The 13,815-nt window shown below is 39.3% G+C and carries 10 protein-coding genes and 1 pseudogene; all 11 read right to left on the bottom strand.

What is annotated here, in order from left to right; genetic code table 11:
• Positions 1-28: 28 nt before the first annotated feature.
• The 11 genes and pseudogenes from BLS33_RS09145 to BLS33_RS09095 all read right to left on the bottom strand — a co-directional run bounded on the left by BLS33_RS09145 (position 29) and on the right by BLS33_RS09095 (position 13,774).
• A complete protein-coding gene (locus BLS33_RS09145) occupies positions 29-2,365 on the bottom strand; it encodes a DUF349 domain-containing protein (RefSeq protein WP_089888170.1) in 2,337 nt (778 codons plus the stop codon).
• A gap of 186 nt (positions 2,366-2,551) precedes the next feature.
• Positions 2,552-3,307 carry a shikimate dehydrogenase family protein gene (locus tag BLS33_RS09140; RefSeq protein ID WP_089887724.1) on the bottom strand — a complete coding sequence of 252 codons (756 nt, stop codon included), beginning with the start codon at positions 3,305-3,307 and terminating at the stop codon, positions 2,552-2,554.
• Complete coding sequence (locus BLS33_RS09135; RefSeq protein ID WP_089887722.1) at positions 3,279-4,298, bottom strand: DUF368 domain-containing protein; 1,020 nt, start codon at positions 4,296-4,298, stop codon at positions 3,279-3,281. The genes BLS33_RS09140 and BLS33_RS09135 overlap by 29 nt, the downstream gene beginning before the upstream one ends.
• An 11-nt stretch (positions 4,299-4,309) precedes the next feature.
• Positions 4,310-5,227, bottom strand: a complete 918-nt coding sequence (locus BLS33_RS09130; protein ID WP_089887720.1) for a polyprenyl-phosphate transporter — start codon at positions 5,225-5,227, stop codon at positions 4,310-4,312.
• A gap of 26 nt (positions 5,228-5,253) precedes the next feature.
• Positions 5,254-6,654: a tetratricopeptide repeat protein gene (locus tag BLS33_RS09125; RefSeq protein WP_089887718.1), complete on the bottom strand. Its 1,401-nt coding sequence runs from the start codon at positions 6,652-6,654 to the stop codon at positions 5,254-5,256.
• Positions 6,655-6,751: 97 nt separating this feature from the next.
• Entirely contained in the window at positions 6,752-7,933 is a 1,182-nt protein-coding gene (locus BLS33_RS09120; RefSeq protein ID WP_089887717.1) for an aspartate aminotransferase family protein, read from the bottom strand.
• A gap of 54 nt (positions 7,934-7,987) precedes the next feature.
• A complete protein-coding gene (locus BLS33_RS09115; RefSeq protein WP_245731349.1) occupies positions 7,988-9,715 on the bottom strand; it encodes an OstA-like protein in 1,728 nt (575 codons plus the stop codon).
• 227 nt (positions 9,716-9,942) lie between these two features.
• The gene (locus BLS33_RS09110; RefSeq protein WP_089887715.1) at positions 9,943-10,782 is read right to left on the bottom strand and encodes a sugar phosphate isomerase/epimerase family protein; all 840 of its coding nucleotides are present in this window, start codon (positions 10,780-10,782) and stop codon (positions 9,943-9,945) included.
• Positions 10,783-10,869: 87 nt separating this feature from the next.
• Positions 10,870-11,597, bottom strand: a pseudogene (gene bla / locus BLS33_RS09105) (subclass B1 metallo-beta-lactamase).
• Between the two features lie 244 nt (positions 11,598-11,841).
• Positions 11,842-12,738, bottom strand: coding sequence for a toll/interleukin-1 receptor domain-containing protein (locus tag BLS33_RS09100; RefSeq protein ID WP_089887711.1), 897 nt, complete (start codon positions 12,736-12,738; stop codon positions 11,842-11,844).
• A 190-nt stretch (positions 12,739-12,928) separates the two neighbouring features.
• Positions 12,929-13,774, bottom strand: a complete 846-nt coding sequence (locus BLS33_RS09095) for a sialate O-acetylesterase (RefSeq protein WP_089887708.1) — start codon at positions 13,772-13,774, stop codon at positions 12,929-12,931.
• Positions 13,775-13,815: the final 41 nt, after the last annotated feature.

Below are 13,815 nucleotides of genomic sequence, written 5' to 3'. Positions count from 1 at the left end.
ATTACTAAATGCAAAAGAGATAATAAAGCTATTCCTGTCCTTTCTCGGAAGATCCCGTATCTGCTTCTTCTGTCTCTTCGGCTTCTTCAAATTCTTTGTTGAGATTATTTTCCATAATATTCAACTTTTTTAACTTCGCCTTCCAAGTTGCCAGTGCATCTTTATGGCCTTCTACTTTCTTAATTACCTCTTGCACCATAGGGTTGTCTTCCGAAGCGTTTGAAAAGAACTGTAGATTGGTCTCTAACTGACGGACTTCATTTTTACTCTCATCGATTTTTTTACGAATGAAACTACGCTCTTTCGAAATGGCGTATGCGTCATCGGCATTGGCCAATCGTTGAATTTTATTTCCATATTTTAAAAGTTCTGCCTCTTGCTGACTGATTTTCAGCTTTTTGAAAATGGCATCCAGAATTTTATCAAACTTCTGGTTGATGTGCTTTTTGTTAAAAGGTACTCGACCATAGGATCGCCAAGTTTCAATAAAAGATTTAAGAGTTGCTAAGTCTTTTTCACGATTTCCCGTTAGTTCAAAAGCTTTCAATTCATCAAGACAAGCGACCTTTTTCTCCAGATTTTCCTCTTCTTCTTTGTGTCCCTTATTCTTAAGTGCATGCAAGCGGTCAAAATAATGGTTGCAGGAATTTTTAAATTCTTTCCAAATTTTATCCGAATATTTTCTAGGAACATGCCCGATTTTCTTCCATTCGCTCTGTATGCGCTTCATCTCGGATGTGGCCATATCCCAATCCTCACTATTCTCCAGCTCATGGGCCAACTTGATCAGGGCCCTTTTTTTATCTAGATTATCGTGCTGTTCTTTTTTTAGATTTTTATAATAGGCATTTTTACTTTGATTAAAGTTCCGTGTAGCCTGTTTAAATGCCGTCCATGTTGGTCCGTTATCCTTTTGGGGTATTCTGCCTGCATTGAAAAAAGCTTCACGCAGTTCTTGAACCTGCTTAATTTGTTGCTGTAAACCTTTGTGATTGTCGGCAACATGCTCGGCTATCGCATTAATTTTATTGATGAGCTCTTTTTTGTGCTCTAAATTCTGTTCGTATTGCTTGTCAAGGTCTTTGAAATATTCTTGGCGTCTTTGATGAAGTATTTTTGTCGCACTGCTAAAACGGTCCCATATCTCTTCTCTGTGTTCTTTGCCAACAGGGCCGATGTCTTCTTTCCAAATTTTGTGCAATGCCTGAAGCTCGCGAAAAGCCATAGACAGATCTTCATGGTTGGCCAATGCCTCCGCACGTTCTGCTAATTTTTGCTTTTCTTCTAGATTATGTTTGAAATCAAGGTCGCGAAGCTCCCGATTCAGATGCAGAAAGTCATAAAATATTTCCACATGATGGTGATAGGTTTTCCAAACATTATTGTAGTGTGCACTAGGTACCGGACCCGCATGACGCCATTGTTCTTGAATATCTTTGAAGCTTTTATAGGTGGTGTTCATGTCTTCTTCAATACTCACCAGACCTTTCAACGATTCAATTAGTGCCAATCTTTTGGCTAGATTGTCTTTGTGGCTTTTTTCAAGATTTTTGTAATGTTGGTTCCGTTTTTCACGATAGTCGGCATATACTTCCTTGAATTGTCTTTTGGCCACTGAATTATAGCGAAAATCAATTTCATTGCCGCCATTGGCGATAAACTCTTCCTTTTTTCCTTCTAAGAATTCTTGGAATTTTTGATCGAATTCATATTTTATGCCATCGACGTGGGTTTTGATAGCCTGTACTTTCTCATTACGTACCAATCGCTGTAGTTCCCCGACTAAATTTTCCATCGACATGGCATGGTAATCTAATACAGGTATGCGATGCCTATGATGATTATCGGCATCTTCGGCATCTTCTGCATTTGATTCATCAATTTCATCCAGAACGTCTTCTTCCTTTTTTTTAGGTTGGGCTTCGGATTTTTCCTTTGCCACTATTGTTTTCTCTTCTGAGGGTGACTCCGTACTGGTTCCTTCTTCCGTCTTCCCGACTATTTCAGGGGTCTCAGGTTTCGGCGATTCAATTTTATCAAGAATTTTTTCTTCCTTTTTAATAGGTTTTACTTCTGAGTTTTCAGTTGCCATTGTAGTTTTCTCTTCGGAGGGAGACTCCGCAACGGTTTTCCCTTCAGAATTCTCACCTTTTCCCAAGGTATCGGGTTGCTGCACCTCAACTTCTGTTGGAATATCTTTATTTTCCTCAGCTATTTTTGAATCTAAAGGAGCATCATCATTTACAGCTTCTTTTTCAATTGGTGTAAGCTCACTTTTCTCCCTTCCCGTATTCGACCCAGTGTGCTCTAAATGAGCTTCTTCCGTTCCACTTTTTTTAAGGTCTTGTTCTTTTTCTTCCAGCATTTTTCTAATATTCGAGTAAATGTACATGGTAAGATAGCAACAACCGTATTAATGGCAAAATTATTTGGGAAATAGGCTGTGCAATTACATATATATGCAATCGCACCGATAATTACACTGTTGCATTTTACAACCTAAATTTAAGTGGCAAAAATTGTGAATTATGGGCTATGTGTAACGCTAGTATTATTCTTTACACCAAATTTCCCAAGCCTTTTCTGCCTGAAATTCCAACATTCTTTGCCCATTGCCTATCGCAGCCCCTTGCGATTCTCCGGCTGCTAGAAATGCGGTTTTAGAAGGGTTGTAGATTAAATCGTAGAGTAGGTGATTTGAAGTGATACATTCATAAGGAATGTTGGGTTTTACCGTGACATTGGGGTGGGTGCCCAAAGGTGTACAATTAATTATCACAGTACTAGTTTCCATTATTTTTTGCGTAAGATCATTATATGATAATTGATCTTTGTCAGGGTTTCGGGAAACGAATGTATGGGTAATTCCCAATTCACCTAGTACGAAAGCGATTGCCTTTGATGCGCCTCCAGTACCCAAAATCAGTGCTTTTTGATGATGGGGTTTTAACAGGGGTTCGAATGATTTTTGAAATCCGTAAGCGTCGGTATTGTATCCTTTAAGTCCTTTTTCACCCACCTTTATGGTATTTACTGCCCCAATCTTTTTAACTTTTTCATCCAGTTCAGTCAAATAAGGCATAACCGCTTGTTTGTAAGGTATGGTTACATTGAAACCCTTAATATTGGTATTTGTTTTTATAAGATGTTCAAATTCCTCGATTTTGGCTAGGTCAAAGTTCTCGTAACTGTGGTCATTGAGTTTAAGGTCATGAAACTTTTGTGTAAAATAACCTTTGGAAAAAGAATAGGAGATATCTCTTCCTACCAATCCGAATCTAACCTTTTTGTTTTCTGCGTTTTCCATACCAATCCAATCCCAATAAAATTAATATTCCAATCCCAATAAAGAAAAATGCCCACCAAGTCTCCATTTTCCCGAAATCGGGAAGATACCGTTCGTAGTTCATTATAATCTCTTTGCCGTTAGAGTCTAAAAATATTTCACCCGAACTGTTGGTTTTGTAAATTGTTTTTTTCCAAGGCCACACTACTCCCAGCGAACCCGTAATAAACCCAACAATCACTGCAGTGCTAATGTGTTTGAAGTGTTTCAATACATAGGAGAGAATGTGCGATAGGGTAACCAATCCCGTTGCCGAACCAGCAGTAAATACGGCCAATATGGTTAGCGTGTCAAGACGTTCATCGTTATTGATAAAACTAAAGTCGCCACTAAAAACTTCCGCAAATGTATCGTATAATGCATTTACCGAATCGACCAAGAGGAGAACATAGTTGCCTAAAAGGATAAGAATAAATGATCCGGAAAGTCCGGGAAGTGTCATTCCGGAAACACTAATAATTCCGCATAAAAAAATGAATAAAAGATTGTCATTTTCCTTGGCCGGATTCAAAAAACTAATAGATATGCCCACGATTAATCCGATAACACCTGCTGGTATGGTCTTTTTATTCCAATGTTCAAAGTCTTTGGAGATGTAATAGATTGATCCCAAAATCATTCCGAAAAAAGCGGCCCAGACAAAGAGTTCTTTTTGCTCTAGAAAATAGTCGAGCAGTTTTGAGATGCTAAAATAACTGACCAACATTCCGAAAATCAGCAAAGTAAGAAATTGACCGTTTATATAGCGATAGAAACTCCTTAATCTTCCATTTAAGAGAAGCCTAAAGGCTTTGCCGTTCACCTTTTGAAGTGAATAGATAAATTCTTCATAAAACCCGCCAACAAAGGCAACAATGCCACCTGATACACCCGGAACTTTGTTCGCGGCTCCCATGAATAACCCCTTGATTACAAGGAAGAACTTATCGGAAAGTGTTCTAGGTTCGTACATCGGTGTAAGACTTATTTTTTTGAGGCCGTTCTTTCAAGGACGAAAATAAGTGAAAAGCCAATAATGGCGGCGATTATCGCATAGGTGATTTGGGCGTCGCCATCGAAAGCCATGGGCGAAATATTTTGCTCTTTTACCGTAATTATTTTATCGCCGAAGGTTTGGGTTTCCAAGACTTCTTTCCATGGCCAAATTTTATTCAGAGACCCCAAGATAAACCCTGTTAAAAGGGCCAACGTGATATTTTTGTAGTGATTGAACATCCATTTAAGGAGTTTGGCAAAACTTAATAGACCGAAGATGGCGCCCAGCCCAACTGTAGCGATAATTTGGACATTTCTTTCGTGAACGGCATCTAAAATGGTTTTGTATGAGCCTAGGAGCACTAAAATAAAGGCACCTGAAATACCTGGAAGAATCATGGCACAAACGGCCAAAGCTCCTGACAGGAATAAAAAAGGAAGACTCTCTACATTTTCGCTAGGGGGGAGGATAGTGATATAATAGGCCAAAGCAGCACCTATCAGTAGTACTAAAACGGCAGCAATATTCCATTTTTCAATGGCCTTTCCAACAAAAAAAATGCTGGCCACAACCAGACCAAAGAAAAATGACCATAATAAAATGGCCTCGTTGACCAGTAACCAGCTAATGAATTTGGCCAATGAAAGAATACTGATGGCGATACCCAGAAAGAGGGCTACTAAAAAATTACCGTTCAATTTTCGCCAGAAAACGTTAAAACCTTCGTTTTTCCAAACTTTGAATAGCGAAGGTTCAATATTATTTATCGAAGTAATGAGTTCTTCGTAGATGCCAGAAATAAAGGCAATGGTTCCGCCTGAAACCCCGGGTACGACATCGGCAGCGCCCATGGCCATACCTTTAAGGGTTACTATTGCGTAATGTAAAAAGTTTTTAGATTTCATAAGACAAAAAAACAAAAATAGTTTTTTTATCTGGAAGCCCTTTTAATATCTGAGATTATGTTTTGCACCCATTCTGCGACTTCGAATTGGGGGAACTCATCGGTGAACAGATACAGTTTTTCAATATCGTTTTTGAGCGCATCGATTAAACTGATTCTCCCGTTGATTCGGTCTTGTTTCAATAGATAGAAGCCTGCCATTTTAAATTGAATTTTCACACTTTCGGGATAAAATTCTTTGCCTTGTGTCAAAATTTGTAGCGCAGCTTCCAAATCATCGTTCCGTCGGGCAATTTCGGCCCAATTAAGCCAAGTGTCCAGTTCATAATTACCAAGTTCGACGGTTTGTTTATAAGAGAAATCAGCTTGGGGGTAATCTTCGAGCGCTGTGTAAATTCTTGCACATTTTTTCCAGTAATGAGAATTTTCACCATCAATGTTCAACGCTTTGTTTATATAGAACAACGCCTTTTCATAATTCCCCCTTCGATAGTAAAAGTCCGTAATGGCCAACCAACCCTTATCAAGTAAAGGGTCTTCGTGTACGGTTTGGTAATAATAGAATTTGGCCATGTCATTATTCTTTAATTTCTCATGACATTTACCAAGACGCAGATAGGCATGTGAGGTAGGGTCGTCCATCGCGATGGTGGTCTCATAGTTTTCTATGGCCTCATTATATTTGCCCAATTTTTCAAGCACTTTTCCTTTTTCAAAGTAAGCCCCAATAAAGGAATCGTCAGAGATGATGGCGAAATCAAATGAAGTCAATGCCTCCGGATACATTTCCTTGGAGAAATACTGTTTCCCCAGTTGGTGCCAAGCGACTTCGCAATAGGGGTTTCTTTCAAGATAATCATTGAGATAGTGTATGGCGCCCTCAAAATCTTCCAAAAATTCAAAGCAGTAGATTACATTGTAAAGCGAAGAATAATCTTGCTCATCAAAGGAAACACACATCATAAAATTCTCTTTGGCAAGTTTGAAATCATCTATAAATAGGTATTCCATACCCAAGAGCGAATGAATATCAAAACTGGTATCTGCCAGTTCCAAAGCTTTGTTCAAAAGCGTAATAGCCGCTTCGTGATTGTCTTTTTTAGAGTAAATATTGGCCCTTTGAATGTAGATTTCCTCGTTATTACAATCTAAAAGCTGAAGCTCGTCAAGTAAGTTTTCCGCTACTTCAAAATTATTTTCAAAGACAAGTACCTCAACATCAAGAAGTTTTAGTTCTATGGATGCTGGGTGCTGTTGTAGCCCGATTTTAATGGCTTTTTTGGCCAGCGCAATTTTTCCATGATTAAGATAATGGTGAATGATATCCTCGAAATCCTCAGCGTCAAAGAAGTAGACGTCATCGGTTTTGAGCATGGACTCAAATTTGGCAATAGGCCGATTTGATTTTCCGTTAGGTTCTAACGCCATAGAAAGTTTTTGGTTACACTATGGACTTAAAAGTAGTCTTTTGTGACTGCCTTTTTTTCCACGATGTGCCTATATTATTAACAAATTAGTTAACATCTTATTGTTTGTACTGTTCTAAAACTTGGATTATCGTTTCACAGCCTTGCTTGATTTCATCAATGGATATGGTCAATGGCGGAGAAATTCGAACCGCTCTAGGTTCGAATAAAAGCCAGAATAAAATCAGGCTTTTTTTTGCGCATTCTAATATCACATAGTTGGCAATTTCCTCATTTTTCATGATTAAGGCCAGCAATAATCCTTTTCCCCTTATTTCGGTAATCGCGGAATGCCTTAGCAACTGCCTAACTATTTTTTCCTTTTCCAAGGTCTCTTGCATTAACTGACTTTCAGTGATTTCTTGCAGGGTCGCCAAGCACGCAGCTGCAATTACAGGGTTGCCGCCAAAGGTAGTAATGTGCCCCAATTTTGGCTTTTCCATTAAAACGGACATTTTTTCTTCCGATGACACAAATGCCCCAACGGGCAAGCCGGATGCCATACCTTTGCCGATGACAAGAATATCGGGTATGCAGGCGTAATGTTCAAAGGCGAAAAGTTTTCCCGTTCGACCGAAGCCGGGTTGTATCTCGTCTAAAATCAAAAGTGCGCCAACTTCATCACAGCGCTCTCGTATTTTTTTAAGATATCCTTGGTTGGGAAGTATTAAACCCGCTCCACCTTGAATAGTCTCTAGAACTACTGCTGCTGTTCGCTCTGTTATTTTTGATATATCGGTTTCAGCGTTAAAATGTATAAAGGAAACATCGGGGATGAGGGGGCGAAAGGCACCTTTACGCTCTTCAAAGCCCATAATACTTAAACTGCCCAATGTGTTTCCATGATAGGCTCTGTGAGCCGATATAATTTCGGTTCTTCCCGTGTAGCGTCGCGCTAATTTCAATGCTCCCTCGACGGCCTCGGTCCCCGAGTTCACCAAATAAGTGGTTTCGAGTTGATCGGGGAGAAGGGAAGCCAACAGCTTTGTATAGGCTACGGCAGGTTCCTGTATGAATTCCCCATAGACCATTACGTGCATATATTGGTCTACTTGATGCTTAATCGCTTCGGTTACTCTAGGATGGCAATGGCCTAGGCTACAGGCCGAAACACCTGCAACAAAATCTAAGTGGGCATTACCATCTGTATCGTAGATATAACTTCCCCGGGTATGTGAAATGGACAGTCCCAATGGATGTGGGCTCGTCTGTGCCTGATATTTTAGAAAGTCTTTTTTCATGATTGTTGATTAATTAGGATAGACGGGTAAGGTTATAAACCTGAAAGATGTGCCCTAATTCGCCTTTACCTTTTCAACTCTCGGCCGTGCCTTGGGCTTTGATGCGTCGTCATTAGGATCGGATGGAATTGGCGATGGTGGTAAGGGGATTTTGTTCACAGGGTCTCCTGCATTTTTGTTTCTATCTTCTTCCTCTGCATCAATATCAATAGGATTATTGATCCCTTGTATGGTTACCAGTTCGATGTTGTTGTCGTCTTCATCAAAAATATCGTCTTTGGTGAGAATGCGTTCATCGCCACGCCAAATGAATCCTTTTAATTTTCGGCTTTCTTTCGGAAGATCTTTGTCAGGAAAGATATCTCCATCCGGGTTGGTGAAAAAAGTGAGGTCTTCTATATCATTGTTGGCCATGGTAATTCGTATGGCGCTGCAGATAGTCTTATTAATACCAATAAGTGCGTCGTCATCGTCGTACATATAATAAATGACTTCCGTATTCTTTACTAGATCAATAATACGAAGTTCATTTTCTTCGAATTGTCCGAAGAGGTCTTTTCCTTTCGCTTGGTTGTAACCTTCATTGCTGATGCTGTCCAACGATACAATAAAGGCATTGTTCAGCACCTTTAAAGAATCTAGTTTTTCAGTCTTAAGATTGGATATTAAATGGATGCTGTCTCCCGTCATCTGATTGACACCATTCCATAATATGGGCTCTCTTATCAATTGGGTGATTCCGGTGTTTTGTGCCGAATGAATGGAATCACATTTTCCGCTCATATCGGTCTTATAAAATTTGGCATTGCGAAAGGCCCTTATAATACGATTTTCAGGCTTGCCCGTTACCATCAGGGTGTCGCCGTGCATATAAAGCGAGTCTTGCTCTACAAGCGAAATAGAAACCGCACGTTTGGTAGCAAAAACCGAGTCCTTGGCTTTATAGACCTCGGCATAATGGGCACGTATGATACCATTGTTTACGGTATCCGTTACGGTAATATTATTGGTGGCCGAGGCAAATTCACTAGCCTTGTCAAAATAAACGCTGTCGCCTTCAATAATTCTATTGTTATAATCGATACGGGTATTTTTGATACCGTAGCCGCTTTCAACCTTTGTATCATAAAAGCCGCGTTCACAATATATTTTATAAGTATCACCTGTTATTGTTGAAGCCCCGTACATGTAGGCATTATCGGTACCTGTATAATAATCAAGTTGCTCAGAATCTAAGGTGTATTTTGGGTTTTGAATATGTACACTATCTAAAAATTGGTATTTTTTTAATTCCATAAAATATCGTCCGATCTGACTGGTGAGAGTATTCGACGAATCAATGACCGTTCCGAAATCTTGGTAGTACGATTCCTGTTTGTTCCTATCAAAATAAAGTGTGTCGGTACGCAGCGTCATTTGACTGTTTTTTAACAGTACGTCTTCCCAGGCCTTGGCCAATTTCGTTTTACCATCATAGTCAATCTTTCCGCTTGTGAGTACGACCGAATCGCCCTGTTGCAGGCGAATGTTTCCTATAGCCCTAAGTTTGTTTTCCTTTAGGTAATGAATCGCTATATCGCACCATAAATCTGCACCTTCATGTTCAAACTGAACCTGTCTGCCGTCTTCACTGAAAATAGAGGCGCCGGGAAACCGTTCCTCGTCTTTTGTGAAGTTGGCTCCATATACAATGTTGATCTGCTTTGTCTTCTCCGGCTCTTCTTGTGCAATAGTAGCGCAAGTGACGAAAAAGAAAAATATATATAGGATGTGTTTAAACAAGTGTTCAAATTTTGCCCAAAAATAGGATTTTTTAGGGGAGCGTACTATGCTTTAGGATAGATTTAGTAATCACTTACCAACCCACGGGAAACATCTTTGGTCAAATTTACCGAAAGGAGCCTTCCTTATTTTGAATCAGCAAAAACCAAGTTTCGACCCGTATTGACTTATCGCGTATTTAAACCTGAGCAACGTTTAGTAGGTTTTATACACAAAGTTTTTCCGGTTTACACCAATTTTAGTACGCCTCGAAGGTACCCAACGGATTCTGTCAAACCGTAAACGGCATGGTCGCCGTCTTTTTCATACTCCACACCCAGAACTCCCTTATACTTGATTTCTTTTAAGGCTTTCATAATACTTGGAATGTCCATTTTACCGCGACCGATTTCTACACTCTTTCCTTCGGGTATTTGCTCATCGATATCTTTTATATGGACGTCATAAAGACGGTCTTTATATTTTTTAATTTCGGAAGCAACATCAAGATTGAGCCGAAAGGTATGCCCGGTATCGATACATAGCCCTATACGAGGGTCCAGATGTTGTATTTTATCGTATATACTTTTTGGAGAGGGAAATATTTCGTCTTCGGGACCGTGGTTATGTATGGCCAGTATTATGTCGGTTTCTTTGACTTTCTTTTCTATCTGAGGCAGCAAATCGTGTTTTGGTGCACCGATAATCATTTTAAGACCGGCAGTTTTGGCATAATTGAAATAGGTTTCCACGTCTTCCGGTGTCTTCATGTACATAACTCCACCACCATAAAGATTGAGCCCTCTTGCCTTAACTTTAGCCGTGATTTGTCGTAGTTCTTCATTGGTCGATTCATAGGGCAAATGAAAACTTTTAAAGGCTACATCTTTAATGTTCAATCGCTGTACAATTTCAATAACCTCGTCAAGACTGTATTTTCGTAAGGTGTATGAGGCGAGCCCAATGGTCAGCTCATGGTCTTCGATTGTCTTGTTTATGGTTTTACCTATTGCAGCAAATGATGATGTTCCTGCGGCCACAGCCCCTAGCCCTACAGTTTTGATGAAATTTTTTCTTGATAGATTCATGATGTTTTCAATTATATAGTGATGATGCGCCCTAAAGTACTATTTTATTTTTCAGTAAAAATAAGCGTTTGAATGGGGTAAAGGTTGTTAGTTGTCTTCGAACAAGTTAATGGTATAATCGAGTAAATCGATTCCCCCTACTTTGCCGTGCCCGGGAATTACGATACGTGCACCGCCATATTTTGCTTTCAATTTACGCACCGTAGATGACCAATCTTTAACATTGGCATCTCCTAAATATCCTTTTTGAGCGTTAAGCGATTTGATAAGGCATCCGCCAAAAATAACTTTTTCCTCTGGAAAATATCCAATAATATTATCTTTGGTATGGCCTTCTCCAAAAAACTCTGCAATGATTTTTTTTCCACCGACCATAAGTTCAAGTTGGGTTTCGAATTCATTCTTTGGTGTGTTTTTAATGTTTTCATTTGCATATTCAATGGTACGTTTATGGGCGTAGGAAGAAATATTTCGTTCATGGAAAGTTGCTATCCCGCCCAAACAATCGGAATGAAAATGAGTCGGTAAAATTGCGATAATTTTACAGTTCAAACTGTGGACTATCCAATCGATTAGCTCAGTCGAAGCAGTAGCCGTAGTGGGCGTGTCAAATACGACAGCTTCATCACCGTTAACGATAATCATACCATTACAGCTCACTTTGCCGAAACTGTCCGTATCTAAAAAGGAAACGTGCCGATAAACCCTTCAGAGATTTTATGAACTTCTAGTGTGTCTGAAATATAGTCTTTAGGCTTTTTATTTTGGCATCCCAAGAAAAGCAATAGAATAACAAAACGAAAAATATTTTTCAAGGGTTGTTCTTTTTTTCTTTGGCTTTCTTTACCAAAATATATACCAGCGCACCTCCGATGGCACTAGCAATAATTCCGAATATGATTAAGGGAAAGGTCATGCTTTTTTATTCAGGTGGATGAAATAAGTTTCGTTAATTTAAAAATACAAGTTTCATTTGAAAAATAGCTTCCAAATAGTATAATTGTCTTTTAAGGAAAATTCTTGAACCTATAACAAACTAAATAGTAGGAGTTTATTTGGTTATTTGGGTTTGAAACCTGACAAGCCTAAAAAGGTATACATTAGGGTTGTTACTAAAATGGAACCAAAAAAAACAAACATCGATTCGTAAATCAGTTGATCTGCACCTTTTATAAAATAAGTACCGAAAAAGAAAAAAGCCGATCCGAGAACCCCAGTAATAATAGCGTAAATTATGTACCGTTGTTTTTCTTTTGCGACCAAACCTATTACTGATGAAAGTATAATCAAGGTACAAATTACAACGTAAAAAGGTATTCCTGCGAAAGGGAGTGAAATCAATTCCTTTATACCTGGATCATCTTTCATCATGCCTATTGCATTTGTGGCTATGATGCCCGTTGAAAAGATGAGTGATGAGGCGAACGCCGTATAAATTAAAACCTGAAGCCGAAATAATATACGTTCATTGGCAGTTGGTATTTCGAACGAGATAATTTTACCAAGTCCGAGCACATCGGCATCCCAGTTACGATCCGAAATTGTAACTGCATTGTAGTCTAAAATAGGACACAGATACACCGGGAGTTCTGTTTCTCGAGGAAGTACAGTACCTTCGATAAGGACGGGGAATATTCGGGTTCCGTTTTCGATGGCAGTAACAATTTCTTTAACCACCCAATCTTCTGGGTCATCGATACGTCTTTCTTCATTTTCATCGGCCACAGATAACCAATTGGGGCCTATTAACACAATTACGGCATCTGCCGTACTTAGTTGATCCTCAATATCTTTGGCGTATTTTGAGCCGCCCTTAATATCTTCGATGTCTCTAAAAACTCTTTTTCCTCCAAAATAGGCTTCAAGAGAATCGGATAGTCGACCGGCATAACCCTGTGTATCGGATCGCCTATAGCTTATAAAAATTCTGCCTTGCTTATTTTTTTTCCAGATCATTGACAAGTGTTATTTTGATTAGGTTGATCTAATCTTTACATTGATCGAAATACGTTGATGGCGTTTTTGATGTTGTGATATTCACAATATATTATGGGGGAGTAATACGGAACTAACAAGATCGTAAAAAATCACTTCAAAAAGTTAAAATATTTTGGTTCTTAAAATTTATTACAGCTGGTTTGCGCATTTAATTCGAGTGTGTCGGTTTGGCAGTTTTTAGGTATTCGGTAGCAAACCGTTTGCCCATTTCTCGTTGTGATGCCCCGTTAAAATGCACCTTATCACCCTTCTCTTTTAACCCTTTGGAAGAAATAACCCCGATGTAAGCGTCTTTCTTGGCAAAGTCTATTATAATCTTATTTATACTTTTCCAATGCTGTCTTTTTTTGCGTGGTTCAGCATAACGGCCCAACTGGCCCAAGATTATGGGCAAGGTATCATTACCGACAATTTGGCGAAACTGCAGTGTCAGTTTGTCCAAATTTCCCGAATATTTCGCAATGCGTTGCTCATTGGCATCGCCTTCGCCTTGGTGCCACAATATACCCTTTATCGTGCCCTGTTTTTTGGCAATAGCAACTTTGCTTTTAAAGTTTGACAACAATGACACTTCTCGATGGGTGTCATCGTTCAACCATTGTTCAATAGAACTACCACCAATGGCACACGGTAGTATGGCAATAGTTACATCGCTCGGTACGGCTTCCAACAATTGGCGACCGAACGATAAGCCACAATCTAAACCGGTCATTTTGGGTTCGTAGAAGTGTAGTGGTTCTTTGGCATAGATCCATTGACCTGTTTTGTCGATTGTTAAAATTCGCTTATTGGGTATTGTGTCTTGTGGCTCAACGAAGCCGCGGCCGGCCATGTTTGATTGACCTGTTAATAGAAATACCCATAAATTCTCAGCTTGAGGTAGCTGGTCGACATAATCAACGGTCGACGGAAAGTTTTGGGTCCTCGATTGTCCATTGATATTAACTGATAAGATTAAAAAAACGAAAATTGAAAAAAAGAGTTGTGTTTTCATAAGTTGTTTGGTGAGCTTACAATTATTGGTAAACAGAAAAA

The sequence above is a fragment of the Kriegella aquimaris genome (genome assembly GCF_900103215.1).
In the GTDB taxonomy this organism is placed as follows: domain Bacteria; phylum Bacteroidota; class Bacteroidia; order Flavobacteriales; family Flavobacteriaceae; genus Kriegella; species Kriegella aquimaris.
The sequence above is the reverse complement of the archived record's forward strand: the minus strand, read 5'-3'. Positions and strand labels throughout refer to the sequence as shown.